18 protein-coding genes are annotated in these 20157 nt (G+C 41.3%); all 18 read left to right on the top strand.

Annotation, left to right across the window (positions count from 1 at the left end; translation table 11 throughout):
* Positions 1-293 precede the first annotated feature (293 nt).
* The 18 genes from E7745_RS11080 to E7745_RS10985 all read left to right on the top strand — a co-directional run bounded on the left by E7745_RS11080 (position 294) and on the right by E7745_RS10985 (position 20156).
* The gene (locus tag E7745_RS11080; RefSeq protein ID WP_136408835.1) at positions 294-1916 is read left to right on the top strand and encodes a tetratricopeptide repeat protein; all 1623 of its coding nucleotides are present in this window, start codon (positions 294-296) and stop codon (positions 1914-1916) included.
* 148 nt (positions 1917-2064) lie between these two features.
* On the top strand, positions 2065-2451 hold the full coding sequence (locus E7745_RS11075) for a hypothetical protein (protein WP_136408834.1): 387 nt from the start codon (positions 2065-2067) through the stop codon (positions 2449-2451).
* Positions 2452-3408: 957 nt separating this feature from the next.
* Positions 3409-4467: a 6-bladed beta-propeller gene (locus E7745_RS11060; RefSeq protein ID WP_136408832.1), complete on the top strand. Its 1059-nt coding sequence runs from the start codon at positions 3409-3411 to the stop codon at positions 4465-4467.
* 36 nt (positions 4468-4503) lie between these two features.
* Positions 4504-5376: a DUF1573 domain-containing protein gene (locus E7745_RS11055; RefSeq protein ID WP_136408831.1), complete on the top strand. Its 873-nt coding sequence runs from the start codon at positions 4504-4506 to the stop codon at positions 5374-5376.
* Positions 5377-5405: 29 nt separating this feature from the next.
* Complete coding sequence (locus tag E7745_RS15270) at positions 5406-5636, top strand: NVEALA domain-containing protein (protein ID WP_136408830.1); 231 nt, start codon at positions 5406-5408, stop codon at positions 5634-5636.
* A 300-nt stretch (positions 5637-5936) separates the two neighbouring features.
* The gene (locus tag E7745_RS11045) at positions 5937-6356 is read left to right on the top strand and encodes a DUF1573 domain-containing protein (RefSeq protein WP_123398779.1); all 420 of its coding nucleotides are present in this window, start codon (positions 5937-5939) and stop codon (positions 6354-6356) included.
* Positions 6357-6366: 10 nt separating this feature from the next.
* On the top strand, positions 6367-7362 hold the full coding sequence (locus tag E7745_RS11040; RefSeq protein WP_136408829.1) for a 6-bladed beta-propeller: 996 nt from the start codon (positions 6367-6369) through the stop codon (positions 7360-7362).
* A gap of 520 nt (positions 7363-7882) precedes the next feature.
* Positions 7883-8137 (top strand): NVEALA domain-containing protein, encoded by a 255-nt coding sequence (locus tag E7745_RS11035; protein WP_240597547.1) that lies wholly within the window; start codon positions 7883-7885, stop codon positions 8135-8137.
* 232 nt (positions 8138-8369) lie between these two features.
* Positions 8370-9371, top strand: coding sequence for a 6-bladed beta-propeller (locus tag E7745_RS11030; RefSeq protein WP_240597549.1), 1002 nt, complete (start codon positions 8370-8372; stop codon positions 9369-9371).
* 555 nt (positions 9372-9926) lie between these two features.
* Entirely contained in the window at positions 9927-10976 is a 1050-nt protein-coding gene (locus E7745_RS11025; RefSeq protein WP_160631700.1) for an O-antigen ligase, read from the top strand.
* A complete protein-coding gene (locus E7745_RS11020; protein ID WP_123398782.1) occupies positions 10973-12811 on the top strand; it encodes a transglutaminase domain-containing protein in 1839 nt (612 codons plus the stop codon). Before E7745_RS11025 ends, E7745_RS11020 begins: the two co-directional genes overlap by 4 nt.
* Positions 12812-12866: 55 nt before the next feature.
* A complete protein-coding gene (locus E7745_RS11015; protein ID WP_123398783.1) occupies positions 12867-14099 on the top strand; it encodes a 6-bladed beta-propeller in 1233 nt (410 codons plus the stop codon).
* A gap of 159 nt (positions 14100-14258) precedes the next feature.
* Positions 14259-14717: a hypothetical protein gene (locus tag E7745_RS11010; RefSeq protein WP_136408827.1), complete on the top strand. Its 459-nt coding sequence runs from the start codon at positions 14259-14261 to the stop codon at positions 14715-14717.
* A 122-nt stretch (positions 14718-14839) separates the two neighbouring features.
* Entirely contained in the window at positions 14840-15826 is a 987-nt protein-coding gene (locus E7745_RS11005) for a 6-bladed beta-propeller (RefSeq protein WP_168182106.1), read from the top strand.
* A 55-nt stretch (positions 15827-15881) separates the two neighbouring features.
* Positions 15882-17021 carry a 6-bladed beta-propeller gene (locus E7745_RS11000; RefSeq protein WP_123398785.1) on the top strand — a complete coding sequence of 380 codons (1140 nt, stop codon included), beginning with the start codon at positions 15882-15884 and terminating at the stop codon, positions 17019-17021.
* A gap of 84 nt (positions 17022-17105) precedes the next feature.
* On the top strand, positions 17106-18173 hold the full coding sequence (locus E7745_RS10995) for a hypothetical protein (RefSeq protein ID WP_123398786.1): 1068 nt from the start codon (positions 17106-17108) through the stop codon (positions 18171-18173).
* A gap of 28 nt (positions 18174-18201) precedes the next feature.
* Entirely contained in the window at positions 18202-19083 is an 882-nt protein-coding gene (locus E7745_RS10990) for a S26 family signal peptidase (RefSeq protein WP_107031773.1), read from the top strand.
* 5 nt (positions 19084-19088) lie between these two features.
* Entirely contained in the window at positions 19089-20156 is a 1068-nt protein-coding gene (locus E7745_RS10985; RefSeq protein WP_136408825.1) for an efflux RND transporter periplasmic adaptor subunit, read from the top strand.
* Position 20157 lies beyond the last annotated feature (1 nt).

The raw sequence follows: 20157 nt of genomic DNA, 5'->3' as shown, positions 1-20157 counted from the left end.
ATTCAGCCTCGAAATATTGAATTCTCATCCCTATTATTTGTCCGGGTTTCCCACTTTGCTCCTTATACACCTCTGTCTTGGGCTTCCGATGGTACAGTGTGTGAGTATTTTGTAATAAGTAACTTTGAGCATTGAAGATTTTAACAAACTTCAGCAATGTTGCTTACTGATTTTTTGAATTTTCGGAGTAATTTCAATAAATTTGCGCTCTGATAGCTCTTTTAATGATAAAAACACTCTTAATATCTGCTCTCTCCATTTTGTTCATTGCCTGTAGCCATAGGGGCAATGCGGTGGATTTTGACTATATCGAGAAGATGATATCCGATTCGCCTGAAAAGGCAATCGTGATCCTCGACAGCATCGACCGGAGTTCTCTGACTGAGGCCGACCGCCATCTGGCCGATCTTCTGTCAATCAAATCTCGTGACAAAGCCTACATCACCCATACTTCAGACAGCCTTGTGCTTGATGTGATGGATTACTATTCTTCACACAAGGATGACCGATTATATCCCTTGGCTCTCTATTATGGCGGTCGTGTTTACTCCGATCTTGGCGATTACCCGACGGCTCTTCGATATTTCCAGTCGGCGCTTGATGTCATTCCGGAGAATATGGATAATTTGGAATTAAAGGCTGCTGCTTTAAGCCAGACAGGCCGGCTGCTACGCAATATAAGGCTGCCACTACAGGCTATACCATATTTAGAAAAAGCAATTGAAGCAGGCAAACTGCTCGATGACACTTTCGGGGTGGCTTATGACTACAGTCATCTATACCAGTGCTTTGCTCATGTCAACGATCTGCCATCTGCCCGACGATGCAATGCCGAGGCCATGAAATACTCCGAAGCATTGCCTGCAATCGAACAGGCCGATATGAAAATAGATTTAGCCTTACTGCTGTATCAGGAAAATAAAATAGATTCAGCCTTATATGTTATCAGAGGTTTACCGGACAGGGTAGACCCATTGCGCAGATGCTATGCACTCGCAGTCGCCGCACAGATATACAGAGACGCCGGAGTGCCTGACAGTGCCTATATCTACGCCAGGGAACTGGTTCTGGCGGGAAATGACAATAGCCGGATAGGATTCAAAATCATGTTTGCGCCGGAACTTAAAAGCGTAGTGCCCGAAGACACACTCCGTTTTTATCTGCCACTGTATAAACAGACAATTGAGAAATACCTCGCCCAACATGATGCCAGTGAAACGCTCATCCAGAATTCTCTTTATAACTATCAGCTCCATGTGCGCGATAAAGAGAAAGCTGAAACGGCCAGAAACAGAATGTATATTCTTGTCTACACCATATCAGCACTGGCTGCTTTTGTTATTATAGGACTGCTTTATCTCAGAACGCGTAATCTAAGGCAGATTTTGCATCTTCAGAAAACCTTGAATACTATAAAGACATTGAGATACAATCAGGCTGACAATAGCAAGTCTTTCGAGCCAATGACCTCCCGGACTTCAGCCTGCTCAGAGACCGAATTTCTGCGCCGGCAGATCTTGCATGAGTTTGAGGCGATGGAAAATGCCGATAGCTCCGCATTTTCAGTCAGGCAGGGAGTACTCTGTTCTGAGGCATTTCGCCGGCTGGAGGAAGTCATACAGAAACAGAAATCCATACCGGATTCTGATGATTTGTGGGATGAACTGGCGATGGCTGTTGAAAAAGATTCCCCCGACTTTAAAGCGCGTCTGGCCACTCTTACCAATTGCAAAATGTCAAACGCCGACTTTCAGATAGCATTATTGATCCGCTATGGGATTTCCCCATCAAATATGGCCATCTTGCTGAACCGCACAAAAAGCACAATTTCTTCACGTCGGTCTTCTCTATGCTGCAAAATATTTGGCCCAGGCCAAAGCATCAAGTTGCTTGATTCCATAATATGCTATTTATGAGCCTCATGACTTCCGATAAATTGAGATTTGCCCGGTACGGAAATTGTACGAATCCCCGTACTAAAGTATATTTCCGTACTTTTTCCGTACTGATATGTTGCAACTCTTTCTGACATAAGCGATAAATTTGCAAACAAAAAATTAGTTTATGAACCGACTCCTTAAATCAATCACATTGGCCATCATCCTTCTCTTTGCAATGGATCTGGCTGCAGCCAACAATTGTATCACCTTGACATTGGAACAGTCCGTTATTTCTTCAGATCCGGAGATATGCAATCCAGACCACAAAGGGCGAAGATCTATGCCTATAATATGTACCATAGATTTAACATCAGGCACAGTCCAGACCACATTGACTTCAGAAATCATATCTTATGAGATCTGGGATTCTGATGGAACAGCACTTGTGGCTCAATATATAGATGAACCCGATTTTGTCGGATTACTATGTGATGTCAGTGGTCTTTATCAGCTTAGATTTATAACCGAGTCGTACCAATATATAGGATATATTGAGTTGCCCGGAAAATAGAATCATAAATTCAGAGAAACAATTGACCGCTTATTTACGCTAAAACCCAACTGTTAAGCCATGAAGAAGTCAGTCATCCAGATAATATTGATGTTTCTTGCAAGCATTACCTTATGGTCTTGTGCATCTGAAACAGATGCTTATGCCAGGCTTGTATCCGAGTGGCAGGGACGGGAGATAGTATTAGCGATATTGTCTTTCACCGGCGACACCATCTACGGAGAGTTCGAACGGACTATCCATGTCTACTTGGAGGATTTCGAATACCCTACAGTGATAAACGTTTCTGGTAACATAATACAATAACCATTCTCTCCTCATAAACTTAATTAACCAAAAAAACAAACAATGAAGAAGATTGTTTTTCACCTTGTCTTCGTGGCCATAACTACAGTTTCAGGCGTATACTTCTACCATTCCGAAGACAGCAGAAGACTACTGAGCGCAACTACGCTAGCCAACATTGAAGCATTGTCTCGCACCGAGAGCGGATACAAGTACGTCACGCCTATAGAATATTCTTGGGGATGGGGATGTAATTGTGCCGGTAACGGTTCAGAAGAATGTTGTGGCTAAATACTCAGTGATTAACTCCAATCATTCGTGGCATGAACATGTTCATGCCACGAAAACACATTGAACTCATTTAAACTTTTGTGATTTGTGAGTTTTATTAAGCCATATCACTGCGAATACGAGATAACTCCAGCCCTTCCAATTGGAAATTGTTGTATCAAATCTAGTGAGAAGGAGCGAAAGCCATCCATCCATGCATTGGTACGTTCGATTACGAACAGTTCTTTATAAAGTTCCTCTTCAAAGAAATAATTTTCTTTGTGTTCTGCGTTTCTCGTATTAGGACATACATTTGCGATGATACCATACTCATTCAATGCAGGACGAAAATGTTTGGTATCAATTTTAACGATTTGAAATTAGTTTAAATCACTTCATTATATGGAAAAGGTAAAATTTTCACATTTCATTCTGCTTGTCATGTCTATACTCATGGCAGGATGTAAGAATAACTACCAGGGAGCAGGAAATGAAAATGCTACATCCTTGAAATCAGACACAGTCCCTTATTCTGTAAAATTTGATTTTGACAATGCATGCGAAATCTCGACCGATCTTAAAAAAAATGGTATCATTACGTTTGATGAGGAGACTGAAAACATACCGGGTGGAATCCAGCAGATTGCAGTCAAAGGAGATACGATATTTGTAGTTGATCCTGCAAAGAATCCGGGTCTTTATGCGTATCTTAAAGACGGCTCACAGTTATTCGCATATTGTGACAATGGCACGGGACCTGAAGATATAGTTTCGCCCATGAGTCTTGCAGTAACAGATTCTGAAATAAATGTTTTTGATTTCTCGGCTAAGAAACTCATCAGCTTCAGCAAAGACGGCAGGTTTAAGCAGGGAATAAATCTATCTATGGATGTGAAGGCTGCGATTAAAGATTCAAACGGAGGAATCTGGATGGATTTTTCCAATCAAAAATACGGTAATGAGAAGCTTATATGGAAAAAAGATGAGAAAAGCAAACCCATAACCGTCTTAACAGTACCGGAACACCTTAAGGGCATGACTACTGTTCCACTTATGAATATGGTACAGCTTACAAATGGAGAACTGCGATATATACCATCAATAGAGCCATATATATATGCCCTCAGTGACGGTCGCGCCATTATGATGTATGAACTTGACTTCATGGGTAAGTGGCCTTCGATTGAGAAAATCGCGACTCAATATCAGGGGAATGACTGGGCCAAGAAATTCATAAACTTCCCGATTCACATCAAAGGAGTCGCTGAAAGCGATAGATGGCTTGTGGTTGGAGCAAATTTTAACAAGAAACTGTACATTACGGTATATGATAAAATAGACCATACATCCCGCTCTTTTGTCGATTCACAGCAGGAGTATTACAATCCGTTATATGTAGAAGAGTCCAATCTATATATGAATAGAAGTGACGACAGTATAGAAATACTGAAAATTGATTAGATTAATTTGGTCGTTCTGACACACATTTGTTAAGCCATGAAGAAATCAGTCATACAGATAATATTGATGTTTCTTGCAAGCATTACCTTATGGTCTTGTGCATCTGAAACAGATGCTTATGCCAGGCTTGTATCCGAGTGGCAGGGACGGGAGATAGTGTTTCCTGATGTAATGACAGATGTTATTACAGGAGATACAATTGATCTGTCAGATGCAGATTTTACGATTCTCACATATGTTGACAGTACCGGTTGCACCGGTTGCAAGATGAAATTACCGATTTGGAAAGAGTTTTTCGGTTCGTTGGACTCGATTGCCGGAGAGAGGGATTTCAATGCTGTATTTGTCGCTAATGCAAAAGACAACCGCGAATTGACCTATCTTATCCAACGCGATGATTATCCTTATCAAGTTGTTAATGATGTAAACGACTCTTTGCAGAAACTTAATCAGTTTCCTGATGACATTATGCTCCGTACTTTCCTCTTGGATCGAAACAATCATGTTGTAGCTATTGGCAACCCCGCTTACAATGTAGGTATTGCAGAATTATACCGAGCCATTATTTCAGGAAGAAAAACTTTCAATGAAGGCGGGACTCAGATGATTACTGTTGATGATTCAAAAAAAGAAATCGGAGAAGTCAGATTGGGAGAAGTTTTAACTGTCAATTATGCGCTTGAGAATGAAAGTATGGACACCGTGTTTGTCAGAGATGTCATTTCATCATGTCATTGCACGGAAGCTATTATTTCAGATAGCGTCATCCCTCCAAATGATACTTTGCCGATCCAGATTAAATTCCATGAAGATTCTATTACCGGCATATTCAGGCGGAATGTGTACATATATTATCACGGATTTGAAAACCCGACAGTACTGGAAGTCTCAGGATCTGTCATCAATTAAATTTTATTCAATTTTATAAAGATTTACTCATGAAAAAGATCTTTTTAGCCTCATTCGTAGTCTTAGCAGCCATAAGTTCGTGCTATGGCTTTTTTCATCAGTCTCAGAATCCAGTATTGAACAATGCATTGACTCTCACAAATGTTGAAGCGTTGTCAAACAGCGAGATTATAGTCGATTGGGATAGATGTTGTGCCCCTGGTGGAGATGGATGCTGTTCTGGCCCATATAATTGGTTGCCGAATGATCGGATATGCTAAAAACGTTTCTGATGGATGGAATAGGTGAATCTCACACTTATTCCATCCATTCGATCGTCAACCATGAAACAAATAACATAAGTAACTTTTCAAAATTAAACGATATAATGTACATAAGTAGCTTCTACGGATGATCTTTCATCCTCTCTGCGGTTTTATTCCGGCCGGAATTAAGCTCTTCATCGGTCGTTTATATCTATAAACTCCCTCTTCAGCCCTCGATTCCGGCCTCTGAATAAATCCCGCATATAGTATAAATTAATTTTTCCAAAGCTACTTAATAAAATATATTTCAAAGTTATGAGACGTGTTATTTTTATTACATTGTTTTTTATGTCGCAGTTCGCTGTATATACGGCTAAAGCAGAATCCGAGATAATAGCCGACAGTGTAAAAGTGTCTTTATTGCGTGGTTTCCCGGCTGTCAAGATAACAAAAATAGACATCGGGACAGTCCATGTCGGAGAGAAGGTGGAGACCGGCTGTGCCCTGCATAATCAATCTAACCGGAAACTGGAAATTGAAAAACTTGTAGTTTCTGATCCGGGAATGAAATTTGCAACTTCACGACCGTGGATGATGCCGGAATGGAAGATCAGTCTTGAAGGATATCTTAAATTTAAAGCTCCTATAGGGAAATTCCGTGGTACGATAAAGGTGTATTATAAAGGGGTGAAGAAACCTACTATTGCTGTAATTGAAGGTAATGTTGTAAAATGATGTTGAAAAAATGAGATTTTTTAATAAGATTTTGCTGATAGTATTGCCCGTGCTTGCCGTATCTTGCGGGCATTCAGGAGATAACTCTCTTGATAAGGATGTGGACATATCACAAAATGTGATTCCATTTGAACTTGATACAATTTCGGTAGGTAATGGAGCCGGCATATACTCATTTGGCTCCATGATTGTTGTTGTGGATGGACATGCCAAGGACAAGATTCTGACAATCATTGATCTTCCTTCGCTGAAAGTCAAAGGGCAAATAGCACAATTCGGCCCCGGACCGGATGAAATAACGGTTCCTGGAGCTGTTTTTATTGACAATAGCGGAAAATCTATTTCCATATTCGATTATGGACAATTGAAAATTGCCACCTATGACATCGACAGTGCATTGGTTAAAGCCGATTATAGTCCTTCGATAAAGGCTGATTTCAATAATCGGCAATTTCCAGACCGCTATGTCCATGTCAATGATTCAATCGGTTTTGCAAGGTCAATCACTATGGATCCCAAAAGCAGAGGATATTCCCAGGGCCTTTGCAAATATAACATAACAACGGGCGAATTAACAGAAATTTCCGATCCGGAGCGTATGGCCGGGCTGAAGTCATTATTTGGTATCTCATTAGCCGACAGCATTATTGCCGAGGGCGCTACCAATAATGATATTCTGAACATATATAATTTTAAAGGTGAATTGCTTCATAAAACTGAAGGACCGGATTACTCATCTGAGGTAATGAAAGACAAAGTGTTTTTCAGAGAGATAGAAGTGATACCGCATTATATTCTGGCCTCCTATTCAGGGCGGGAGGGGGAAAATGCCTACAGTGCCGACAGGATCAGAGTGTACAAGCATGACGGCAGTTATGTCAAAACGCTAATTGTCGGAAAAAACATAACAGACATGGCATATAACCAAGCGTCAAACAGGCTGTTCTGCATATTCAACGACGAAAACATTCAGTTTGGGTATATCGAGCTGGATGATATCCTATAGGATGATAAGTAAGGCTAATTAATATGAGTGAATAAAAAATCAACCCTACCACTCATCGTGTTTATTCGCACCTTGATTCTTCAGTCATGTAAGAATCAAGGTGCAGTAAACAACGGTGGTGCTCCAGTGGTCAATATTTATTCCGGCAATAAGGAATTGACGCATGAAAAAAGCAGCTTGCATCTGATATCACGGAAGATATAAACCTGCTGATAATGAAGTGGAAGCTCAAGAATGCTTTGACAGGCAATGACATTATAATCTAATAAAACATCTGTCGCTGATACAAAATATCTATTCACGTATATAGAAGAAACTGATGAAGAATATGCTTATGCAATAGTGAAGAAGGAGGTTCTGGCAACAAGATCGAAGTTGCTGCTGAATCATGTTGCAGACATTGACAGCATATTTAAACAGGTTGAAGATGAAGCCTTGTATTTGTTAAAGTATAAGTTGAAAGAATAGCAAGTTACATAAACATTTATTCAATAATATTTTAATTAAAACATTCATAATCATGAAAAAAAACATGCTCGCCACAACCGTGGTTATTGCCGCTGTAAGCGGAATCATCGGCTATTACAATCAATCACCGAATCAACAGCTGGGTGCTTTGGCGCTTGCAAATGTTGAGGCTCTTTCAAGTCAGGAAGATACGTCAGGCTACAGCAATACGGGGCCAGCAGAAGAAAAAAGATGCTATGGCGGCGGTCATAGGATGGTGTGTCGCTGTATAAACTCTCATCCATGCTCAGGTACAGATTGTTATTAACATGTTTGGATGAAGAAGTCGGTATAGCCTTTCGGTTTCAGCACGCTCAATAATACTTAAGTAATATTATTTGATATGAATCATTCCCCAATTTAATAAATAAACTTCCGAAATGAACCATTTATTCATTAGAATATTATTTACGACATGTTTTATCGGATGCGTATTGTCATGCTCAAAGGATAATAATGCACGAGACACAGATGTGCCACAGTCCGTTATTAATATAGATATGTGCAAGGATTCTTATGACGGCTTATATCGTGATCATCATGCTTCATTCGTAATTTTGAAAGAGGATGATGAAACGATGTTTATGGATATAGATAAAGTGAGGTTTTTCAATGGGAATTACTATATTCTCGACAGAAGTTCGGCTCGGAAACTCGTGTCATTTACCTCCGATGGATCACCGATGGGAAGCTACGGGAGACAGGGCAATGGGCCTGGAGAATACGTTTTTCCATGGGATATGGATGTGGATTCAACTGGTGTATATGTATTGGATACAAATAACCGAAAAGTAATCCGTTATTCCCACGATGGTACATTCATCAGTGAATCAAAGCTCAAGTTTCTCGCGGATGCTTTCAAACGCCTTCGGAATGGAAATTTCATATTCAATATCGCTCCTGACGGGAAAGCATCACCAAGCCTTTGTATTACTGACCCATCAGGACATATACAGACTTCTTTCTGCTATTATGAAGACGGATATGTAGGTGGTTGTACGACAAACAATGTGTTACGTGAAACCTCTGATGGTATATTATATTACAGAAGTCCGTTAGATACTTTAATAAAAATGGATAAAAACGGCAATGTAACCGGCCGAATAATTTTTGATTTCATGGAAAAGGGAATATCTCAGATAGCAAAAAAAGATTTTCTGGCATTTCGGCGCAATGAAGAAGACAAATCTTATCTGAGGCTTGTAGACACGCCATTTCCCCTGTCGGGCAGCCTATTGATAGGGCTGGTGGAAGATGAGAGCTCGCAGTACACAATTATTTGTGATCCGGTAAATAATATGTGTGGAAGCCGTAAGTTTACAAGCAATTCTTCTGTATATGACATCATCGAGCCTCTGACATCTGTAGGTGACTCTGTCGTAGTAAGTCTTATGAATGAGGAGCTGGCACATCGTTGCCGTGATTATGCGACTCTTCCAGATTCGATAAAAGATTCTCTTAAATCTGGGGCTCGTGTATTGGTTTTAAACACCTTGAATTAAACTGTCCGGCAGGCACAACAGAAAGATAGGCCATGAAAGCAATATCAATCCGGACTGTTGTAATGTTTATTTTCATCTTGATTCTTCAATCATGTAAGAATCAAGATGCAGTAAACAACGGTGGTGCTCCAGTGGTCAATATTTATTCCGGCAATAAGGAATTGACGTATGAAAAAAGCAGCCTGCATCTGATATCACGGAAGATACAAACCTGCTGATCATGAAGTGGAAACTCAAAAAATACTGAAATCAGAAATACCTTGACATGTAATAAAACAACTTTCAAGGGCGCTCGGCAAAACTATCGGTCACATGAAAAAGTGCAACATTAGAATTCTGTTGATAGTCATGCTTTACTGCATTGGATTGCGTGAAGCCGTGACGGGAGTTCTGCAACTCTTGGGCTTGGCCGAAAGTCTGAATGCATCTTACAGCGTCACGGGAAGTTTTTATAATCCCGGACCTTACGCGTGCTGCCTGGCGTTGGTTTTTCCATTTGCTTTGCGTGATGCAAATTTATCAGACAATAAGCTTCAAAAACTGACGGGATGGACAATGGCGCTCCTCTGCGCCATTCTCATCCCCGTCACAATGAGCAGGACTGCTATAGCGGCCTGCGGTATCGGTGGAATCATTGCAATGTCAGATAGATTGAATCTTCGGCGATTGAGCAAAGGAAGATTATTAGCCTTAGGTATCATGTGTGTGATTATTGCAGGAGGTATATACATAGTAAAGAAAAACTCGGCTGACGGAAGACTGCTGATGTGGAAAGTCGCGGTTCAGGCTGCGATGGAAGTTCCGCTTACAGGGGTAGGCTGGTCAGATGTCGCCGGGACCTACGGAGAAGCTCAGGAGCAATATTTTGCGTCCGGCAAAGGTTCTGAACAGGAAATCATGGTGGCCGATGCTCCCGAATATGTGTTTAACGAATATCTTCAGATAGCCATAGCCTATGGCCCGTTGGCCGCGGCAGGGGTGATTGTCATGATAGCAGGCGCCCTTATGACAGCCATTAATAACAAGGTTTATGACTTTGCCGGTAGTTCAGCAGGAGCTGCAGTAGTAATGTTTGCCTCATATCCATTGCAGTTTCCTCTGTTTGTTATTGCCATTACTCTTGTCCTCTCCGGTGCGTGGCTTTCATCCGCTTCCCGGATAATCGGCCCGGCTTCGGCAGGAATCATAGTGGTTTTTACCTGTCTGTTTCTCTCCAATAATGCAACCGGTGATGTCAGGTCTGATTTTGCAGTAGCCCATAATCTGCACCGTGCGCACAACTACCGCAAGTCAAACAATCTGCTTCTCGGAATGCTCCCACATTCAGCAGACCCCATGATACTCAATATCATCGCAAAAAACTATCGCGCTTTAGGGCAGCCTGACAGCGCGGAGCATTACCTTCAGAAATCAGTCAACCGCTGTCCCAACCGCCTCTATCCCCACTATCTGCTCATGCAGCTTTATGGCGATTCCACTTTTTTTAACCCGGTCCGTCAACGTCAGGAAGCGAGACTCATATTGAACACTCGTGAAAAAATCCACTCACGGGCCATAGAAGAAATGCGAGAGGAAGCAAATGAAATTTTAGGTGTAGAAGAATGAATCGGTTATTATCTTACATATTGTCCTGTTTGCTGGTCTCATCATGTACATCACATGATGAATTGCTTGATTATGCCCTTGAACAAGCCCGCAGCAATCGGCATGAGATTGAAAAGGTATTGACTCATTATGTTGGCGATACGCAGAAACAGGAGGCTGCACGTTGGCTCGTAGCCAATATGCCGGGACATTCGGTGATGTGGAGTGAAGGAGTACAGGCTTTTGCGGACTCAGTAATGCATCAGGGGCTTTCTCAGGAAAGGGGAAATCAATTGTGGGATTCATTGCAGAAGATATCCGCTACACCACAAAAACAACGTGATATAGAAACATTGTCGGCCGAGTTTCTGATTGACAATATTGACAAGGCTTTCCGGGCATGGAGCGAAAGCCCCTGGAAAAGCGAAGTGGATTTTGACCGGTTCAAAAAGTATGTATTGCCATATCGTGCCGACAATGAATTGCTGCGCATCGGCTGGCGCGATTCACTTAGAGCTACCTATGCGCCGGTCATCAAAGACGCAAAAACTGCGCGGGAGGCTTTTGAACGTCTGCGAAAAGCCGTAAATTCCGTAAAGAGAAAAGGGAAGTATGATTTTCCATATGTTATGGATGCCGTGGCCTTACGCAACCACTACTCCGGCGTGTGCCTTGAACGGTGTGTGTATTTCACGGCTGTCTGTCGGGCTTTTGGCCTGCCTGTCGTGATAGACAACTGTGGGCAATGGGCCAATTACAGTAATCGCTCCCATACGTGGGTGGCACTCGTCCTTGACGATGGCACATACACGGTGGTAGATGAAGATTCAGTGGCAAGAAAGTTCAATAAAATTGATGCATCGACTTTCGCACAAAATCAGACTATGCCGGAGGATTATCCATATACGGGTGAATTTAAGAAACGGTTGGTCAAGGTGTGGCGGCAAACTTTTGACCTCAATCCGATAGATGATGCCCCTTTGTTTGATGATAGTTCTGCCCGGCTGTCCTCTCCTCGACTTGTTGATGTGTCTGCAGAATATGGACTGAATGGGAAAGTCGAAATCAAGCCGGACTGTGAGATAGAAGATGTATGGCTGTGTTCCCATTCTTTATCAGGCGGATGGATTCCGCAGGCTCATGCCCAGGTAAAGATGGGGAAGGCAAAGTTTGAGCACATATCCGATTCAGTCATGCTTCTGCCTATGGGAATCATTGAAGACGTAAAAACGGCTTTAGGTGAGCCATTTTATATCAGCAATGGCCGGAAAATAGAGTTAAATGCAGATACGACAAAACTTGTATCAGCCACATTTACCCGGAAATATCCGATAAACGCCGGATGGCTCAACCGCTATGCTCAAATCCCATCCACCCGTCTGGAGGGTTGCAATGAACCGTCGTTTCAGCATCCTGACACATTGTTTACCATAACTGAGGTGCCTGTGTTTCATAATACAGCTCTGATTGATTCGCCGGGACGATACAGATATATTAGAGTAATAGCCGATCTGCCGAGTTATGCAAATATGGACCGGCTTGACATCTATGACAAAACCGGCACCCTGGTTGCCTCAGAAAAGAAAAGGCTTTTGGATCTTGGAACTTCAAAAACGATAAGCCGGATTGACTACTTTCCGTGGAACGACGGCAATTTCGTAGTCCCTGGCCATGATTATGAATTGGCTTATTGGCATAAAGACCGATGGAGAGCTATCGGCCGACAGCATAGTAATGATTATAGCCTCACATTTGACAACATTCCCTCAGGAGCTCTTCTAATACTCCACGACCTCACCGAAGGGAAAGAAGAGCGCCCGTTCACCCTTAATAATGGCAGGCAGATATGGTGGTAAAATCTTACAACTTTCCGTAACTATCGGATTTAATAAATCAATCACAGTTTAAAACATGAAATTTATACTTTATACATTTTTAGTCATTTGCTTTGCCCTATGTACAGGATGCGAATCAAGAAAATCTTATGTAGTGACTAATCAGCCACAGGCTTCCATTTTATTATCAGATTTTGACAGCTTGTTTTCTCTAAATCTAAAGGAGATAACTTTATCCAATGATTTTATCCTTTCCGAGGTGGAATCAATCGAGACTATTTGTCTTGAGACAAGTGACAAATCATTGATTGGCCGCATTTCGATGGTTGAAATTACTGATAGTCTAATCATAGTAGCAGACGATATAGCTCCAAAGAAAGTTCTTGCATTCAATATAGACGGAACTTTTAGCCATCAGATTGGTGCGATTGGTGAAGGGCCTGAAGATTATTCGTCGATAAATCAGGTATTTATTGCAAATGGGTCTGTGTATATCTTAGATTGGACGAGATCTAAACTCTTAACTTATAAACTAACGGGGGAATTTATTTCGGCCATAGAAATAGCAAGACCGGAAAGGCCCGAAAACATATATCTGACAGATGGCGGTTATATCGGCACGTATGCAGCTTACTTTGAACGTAATCCTTTTAATATCCGCACCTTTGGTATGGATGGGGTTGTGACAGGAACTGCTCTTCCGTTTAAATATACTCGCCCAAATCCCGCAGGACATATTGTGAAAGACGCACGGCTTGGACAATTATTTTATACAAGTTTATGTGATACAATATATAGCGTCTCGGACTCCGTTATAAATGCAATTGGGCGATTCGGCTTGTACGGACCAAATGATGTGCCCAATTTTATAGAAGCAACTTCTGCGTTGAATAACCGTGATTATTATAGATTCATGAATACGTCTTCCGACATAAAAATTGTCAATTATATAGAAATGACAGTTATGCCTGATAGTTGGTATATTGAATATCAGACGCCACAATACAGTTATTCATGTATAGTAGACCCTCTTACACTCAGATCAAAAAGGTATCTTCGCACTGATATATCCAATAAATTCTGTTACTTTCCGTTTGTAATAGTCGGTAAAAATGGAGCTGCATCTTTATTGTCTTACATGGATGAAACTGCTTCCAATGCGCTAAGTGAAGAGAATTTGAATTATCTTAGGGAATGTTTCTTAACAAAGGGGTGTAACCTTTCTTTTGGGGAATCTACTTTTGAAAATAATAATCCGATTATAATTAAATTCAACTTGAAGACGTCAATGGCAGAAACAGATATTTAATATGCTGATAAGTAATACAGGAAACTTAAATCTTTTTGGTGAAGTTGAATTATTGAAATCGCAAATCCAATAAAAATGAGTCTTTGGTATAAAGTTATAATATTCTGTGCGCTTTTCCTATCAACAATAGGATGTGTAAAGGAAGAGACTAATATTCAAATGGAAAATGTCATTTATGAAATGCTTGTATCGGATGATACAAGCATAGAAGATTTTGCCATAACAGATATTTTAGGGGATACAATTTCCATTAAAACGCTTGTGGAGAATAATTCAATCGTCATAATCGGACTTTATAACATCGACTGTACCTCATGTGCAGAGCGGGAAATAGAATTATTGAAATCTATAGTTAGGAATGGCAATAATGATGACATTATAATATTAGGCAATTTTTCAAGTCTACGTAAAATGAAAATATTTCATGAAAACATTCCCTTAAAAATGTATTCTGATAAGAATTCAAAGTTGTTGGATTATATCGACCATGATGTGTTTATCTTTAGGCTTAGTACAGATTTAAAAGCTTACTCGATCGTAGATTTAATAGCTTATCCTGCGATTTCAAAAATATATTATGAAGCTGCGATTGGAAATAATAGGCTCAAAGAAGAATAAATCAAATCATGAACAATTTAAAGAATTAAAACTCAAGCCGAAACCAATTTTAGATGAAAGTTACATTACAATCATATCTCTTGATAATTTTTCTTGCACTATTGACCTCATGCTGCAGGTCTTTGAGTGAAAAATTCGATGATATTCTCACCATTGACTTGACTCAGGAACTGACATCTATAACTCCAATTGTAGTCAGAGAAATCAGTCTGTCTACAGGAGATGATCCTATCGGACATATGTCGAAGTTTGTGCCTGCAAAAGATGGGTTCTTCATTATGGATGCCTTCAGAAATACCATATGGAAATTCAGTGAAACAGGAGAAAAAATAGGTAAGCTGCATAGTGTCGGCAATGGTCCGGGGGAATATAGCTGTGTGAGTGAGATTGATGTGTATCCTAACGGGGATTTGGCCGTACTTGACTTCAAGACTGGCAAGATTCATAGATATGACGGATTTCTCAATTTTGTTTCAAGCATAGAAATACCGGAAAGAGCCTGTGGTTTCTCTATTGGTAGCGACACATCTTATTTCGTGAACAAGGCTGGTGACAAGCATGAACTCAATATCAATCTTGGGCATTTTAACACTGCTGACGGAGACATTGAGCCTATTATAAAATCAAAACACAAACATGAGAACCTCGCCTTTGGCTCAGGGAATACACATTTTTGGAGATCTGGAAACGATGTAATTTTCTATGACAGATTCACCCCCGATTTCTATTTGATAAGAAATGATTCCGTAAGCCCTTATTTTTCAATTCTATCAGATGATATTCCGGATAGTGATGTTGTGAAAGCTCTGGTTAATGCGACAATGGACCATCAATACTCATTTTCAGGTATTGATGCCGCTACGATCATTGACGTTCTGTATGCTTTCAAATGCGATAATATACTTTTGTTCGGGCTTCATTCAACTCCATCACGACACATTTGCTATCGGTTCAGTGACAATCAGATGTTTTCGCTCAATATGAACACACCTCCCTTCTATGGCGCTTTGCAAGGTGCTATCGGTGTGTATCAGGACTGCTTTGTGACCAATAAACAGCCTCTTGATGACGGGAATCCATCTATTCTACTTTATAAATTCAATAATTGAAAATATGGCAGTTTGATTTCAATCGGTCATAGAATCAGATAAATAATACTTACAAATGAAGAATATATTAAAATCAGTGGCCATTATTTGCCCCATGCTAATAAGCTCTTGCGTCAATATAAATAAAACTGATGCCGAAAAAGGGATTGATGTGATTAGCATAAATAAATCCGGTCGATTCACATCCGATACATTGGTGGAATCAGTCACGTATTTGGGATTGAAACCATTAGATGATTGTGAAATTTCCGGAATTGACAAAATAGTTCGTGTTGACAGTCTGTATGTAATTGGTGATTTCCGGCGAGGAATTATATGCGCATACGATTCTGAGAGTGGAAATCCGGGATTCATTATAAACAATATCGGCCAGGGGCCCGGTGAATATTCCGAATTGAGTTGCTTCTGTTGTGATAAATCTCGGATATACGTTGTTGATAACAGACGTCAGCAGATGTTGGCCTATGATGCCTTGTCCGGTAAATTTATTGAATCTAAAAGAATGCCTATTATCCCGGATGATGTTGAGTCACTGGATAATGGCGGTTTTCTGTTTGTTACCGTGCCGCTTGGCTCCAGGCGAAAGTTGCCAAACTCAAATCACAGGGTTCACATATCAGACAAAGACCTGAATATTGTGGACAATTTATTCGAGTATAAAGATGATGAGTTTGATCCTATTGGCCAGCGCTACTACTTGACGAAGAATAATAACAAGATTGTGTTCGGATCTCTTATGTTTGACGGTTATACAGTAATGGATGATCGTGACCCCTCAAAATATCATCAAGTCAAAATTGATTTTAAGAACGGACTGCAAGGGAAAAGTGATATTGATATGCGAGATGTCAAAAACTACGATCATCTTACATTGCCTCCATTCATCAGTGGGAACAATGCCATAATATCGTACACTCTTGGCGATGGTTACATAGAGTATGGGCTGTGGAATAAAGATGTAAATGGAATACTTCCAATGCCATCAGACAATATTTCAAAGGCTATAATGCCTGTTGTTGGTGTTGATGGTGACAAATTTATCGGCTATTATGATTCATATGATAGATATAAATCAGCCGTAGATCATGGATTTGCAAAAGCGTCTGAATCGGTGGAAGATATTTTGAAATCTGAAGGTAGTGCACTTGTAATATATAAGATGCGGCAACAAGTACCCTCTAATACCGAAAATTGATTGAGCAGCTACCTCTACGCACCGATATTTATCAGGATGTCGCCAACCGAAATTCTATTTTAATTCAAATACGTGTTATTCGACATGAAGATCTTTTTTAATATTGTAATCTTGACTATTTGTCTTGTACTATCTGGATGTACTCCTGAAGATCAGGCAACAACGATTTCATTCGACAACCGGATCTCATTTTCAGAGTTCCCTGCCGTAGTAAGTCTCGATTCAGGTACTATTATCGATACAAAAACTATTGGAAATCTACAATTCCGCGTAATTGATTCTCTAATGGTCATAGCAACGGCTGAAAGAGAAAATTCATGGAAAGTCAGAAGTATTCAGGGAGATTCCACTTTGTTAGAGTTTATATCGATAGGCAGTGGACCGGATGAATTCGTCTCCTCTCCTCTGATATCTCAGGCTTCTTTTTTTAATGGTGATGGAAATATATACATACTTCTGCCTGACAATTATCGGCAGCAACTTCGAAAGATTGATCTTTCAAAGTCAATTGATTCAGGTCAAATGGAATCAGATGTAGAGAATAATCCTCGGATTAATAATTTTTCTGTTTATAGTAACTTCTCAGACACCAGTACCCGGATATTTGTTTCGGTTAATCCATCCGAAGGGTCTATAGAACGAACAATCTTAAAAGACGGGTCGGAACTGTCTTTAAACAGCATACAGCATCTGAATCAATATAAAGTGCCCGCACCTGATAAACTTGGACTGCTTATGCCCAACATTATCTTCAATTGTGATAAGAACCGTATTGTTGAAGTATTAGAACTATATCCACAATTTAACATATATTCTCTTGATGATAACTTTTCAGTGACAGTCATGCCTGAAGGTAAGATAGATAGTTATAAACGATATATCGACAACGAAACAGCTGAGAATAAAGAGCTGATTTACAGTGGCGTAAACGGTTATGAGAAGTTTTTCGTCATCAATAAGATTAATGGTGAAAAATCTGAACTATGGTTCTTTAATTGGGACGGTATGCCCTTATTGGACATAAAACTTCCTGAACTGGCTACTTCTTTTGACATAGACTTCCGGAATCATACACTATATACATTAAATTTTAAAAACGACATATTTAAAAAATATGATTTAAAGGATATCTTAGAGGGTGTATCTCAATGATTGAAAGACACAGAAACACAGATTATATATGCTTGGATTAAGCAAGTTCATCATGTACATGCTCATGGTCGCGGTGATCGGGGTAGGGCTTTACTGGCTGATTCAGATAACCACAGCCTGTTCATTCCACACTCCTTCGGGCTCAATGTCGCCGACATTGTTGCCCGATGAGAGTGGGTTGGTGAACAAGTGGAAAATGGGTGCGCGGATTTTTAATATTTTCGATGCCATCAAGGGGAAGCCTTACGAGATAAGGCGTCTTCCGGGTTACGGTCAGTTGGAGCGAGGCGATATCATAGTATTCAACTACCCATATCTTGACTCTGACCGTAAGCGCGACAGCATTGCCATGAACCTCGCTACATATTATTGCAAGCGGGCCGTTGCTGTGGCAGGCGACACTCTGGAAATCCGCAATTGCTTCTACCATGTCAGAGGATGCCGCGACACTCTTGGTGTAGCCTCGGAGCAGGAGGCCTTGCGACTATATGTTCGTGAGTTCACCCGTGAAAATCCTGATCCGCACACATGGCCCTCCTGGATGCGATGCTGCCCCCGTGATTCAGCGGTTGGCTGGACGGTAAGAGACATGGGGCCGTTCCTGATTCCGGGCAAGGGGCAGTCTGTAGAGTTGGATTATAAAAGCTGGCTACTCTACCGACGGTATATCGAATGGGAAACGAAATCCAAATTAAAGTGGCAAGATTCTGCGGCATTTATTAATGATAAGCCGATAAAAAGTTATATCTTTACAGAAAATTACTGCTTCGCAGCCGGAGACCACGTAATCGACTCTAAAGACTCGCGCTATTTTGGGCTTGTGCCTGAGAAATTTATAGTCGGCACTGCCGGAATCCGCTGGAAATCACATGTTCTTAACCGTATGTTCAAAGCTATCAATAAACATTGAATACCATGAAATATATCCCTGCCATACTCATTTTGTCGGTCCTCCTCGCATCATGTTCATCTCCAGAAACGGATAAAAAACATAATGCAGATGAGATCGGTGTAGCCACGGCTGAGACCGACCATATAGCTGAAGTCACCGTCATGGATCTACAATCTACAGTGTTCAATCATGAGATCGTGAGCAACGGACGTATTTCAGCTCGTGAGAAAGTTGATGTGAATTTCCGTTCACCCGGACTCATCGCTTCCATATATGTGCGTAATGGACAGAGGGTCACCAAAGGGCAGCGCATAGCCACACTTGACACCTACAAACTCGACAACCAGCTTGAGAAGGAGCAGAGTGCCGTTGCCTCAGCCACGCTTGAGATGCAGGATGTGCTCATCGGCCAGGGCTACGACCCGGATCGGCTTGAAAAAGTGCCTGATGACGTTATGAGACTCGCCCGTCTGCGCAGCGGTCTCCAGCAGGCCGAACTTAACCTCGCGGCAACTCGCAAGGATCTTGAAGATGCCACCCTCCATGCTCCGGTCAGTGGCGTCATCTCCAATCTCACCGCCACTCCCCACAACATGTCGTCATCCACCGAACCGTTGTGCAGGATTATCAACGACAGCGGCATGGAGGCCGAATTTTCTGTACTGGAAAGCGAACTGCCGATGGTTCGGCCGGGTGATAAAATCGCTGTGACTCCGTTTTCGACCACAGACTCGCGCACCGGACATGTCACTGAAATCAACCCGATGGTTGATGACAACGGCATGGTCAAAGTCTGGGCATCGGTCGATGGCGGAGGCGGACTGATTGACGGCATGAACGTCCGTATAAGCGTGAAACGCGCAATCGACAAGGCTCTGGTCATACCCAAGAGCGCCGTGGTACTCCGCTCAGGCCGTCAGGTCGTGTTTACCCTTGATGGCAATAAAGCAATGTGGAACTATATCACCACCGGCCTTGAGAATCTCAGCGAATACACCGTCACCGATGGTCTCACGCCGGGCATGAAAGTCATAACATCCGGTAACGTCAACCTCGCCCACGAATCTCCGGTCAGGATAATTGAGAAATGAC

This window comes from Duncaniella sp. C9 (assembly GCF_004803935.1).
GTDB classification, from domain to species: Bacteria; Bacteroidota; Bacteroidia; order Bacteroidales; family Muribaculaceae; genus Duncaniella; species Duncaniella muris.
This window is presented reverse-complemented; position numbering and strand designations above follow the sequence as displayed.

What these genes read in the sequence shown, in the direction of transcription:
- E7745_RS11075 (WP_136408834.1), top strand. Translation starts at nt 2,065, where the DNA reads ATGAACCGACTCCTTAAATCAATCACATTGGCCATCATCCTTCTCTTT.
- E7745_RS11060 (WP_136408832.1), top strand. Translation starts at nt 3,409, where the DNA reads ATGGAAAAGGTAAAATTTTCACATTTCATTCTGCTTGTCATGTCTATA.
- E7745_RS11055 (WP_136408831.1), top strand. Translation starts at nt 4,504, where the DNA reads ATGAAGAAATCAGTCATACAGATAATATTGATGTTTCTTGCAAGCATT.
- E7745_RS15270 (WP_136408830.1), top strand. Translation starts at nt 5,406, where the DNA reads ATGAAAAAGATCTTTTTAGCCTCATTCGTAGTCTTAGCAGCCATAAGT.
- E7745_RS11045 (WP_123398779.1), top strand. Translation starts at nt 5,937, where the DNA reads ATGAGACGTGTTATTTTTATTACATTGTTTTTTATGTCGCAGTTCGCT.
- E7745_RS11040 (WP_136408829.1), top strand. Translation starts at nt 6,367, where the DNA reads ATGAGATTTTTTAATAAGATTTTGCTGATAGTATTGCCCGTGCTTGCC.
- E7745_RS11035 (WP_240597547.1), top strand. Translation starts at nt 7,883, where the DNA reads ATGAAAAAAAACATGCTCGCCACAACCGTGGTTATTGCCGCTGTAAGC.
- E7745_RS11030 (WP_240597549.1), top strand. Translation starts at nt 8,370, where the DNA reads ATGTGCAAGGATTCTTATGACGGCTTATATCGTGATCATCATGCTTCA.
- E7745_RS11025 (WP_160631700.1), top strand. Translation starts at nt 9,927, where the DNA reads ATGGCGCTCCTCTGCGCCATTCTCATCCCCGTCACAATGAGCAGGACT.
- E7745_RS11020 (WP_123398782.1), top strand. Translation starts at nt 10,973, where the DNA reads ATGAATCGGTTATTATCTTACATATTGTCCTGTTTGCTGGTCTCATCA.
- E7745_RS11015 (WP_123398783.1), top strand. Translation starts at nt 12,867, where the DNA reads ATGAAATTTATACTTTATACATTTTTAGTCATTTGCTTTGCCCTATGT.
- E7745_RS11010 (WP_136408827.1), top strand. Translation starts at nt 14,259, where the DNA reads ATGGAAAATGTCATTTATGAAATGCTTGTATCGGATGATACAAGCATA.
- E7745_RS11000 (WP_123398785.1), top strand. Translation starts at nt 15,882, where the DNA reads ATGAAGAATATATTAAAATCAGTGGCCATTATTTGCCCCATGCTAATA.
- E7745_RS10995 (WP_123398786.1), top strand. Translation starts at nt 17,106, where the DNA reads ATGAAGATCTTTTTTAATATTGTAATCTTGACTATTTGTCTTGTACTA.
- E7745_RS10990 (WP_107031773.1), top strand. Translation starts at nt 18,202, where the DNA reads ATGCTTGGATTAAGCAAGTTCATCATGTACATGCTCATGGTCGCGGTG.
- E7745_RS10985 (WP_136408825.1), top strand. Translation starts at nt 19,089, where the DNA reads ATGAAATATATCCCTGCCATACTCATTTTGTCGGTCCTCCTCGCATCA.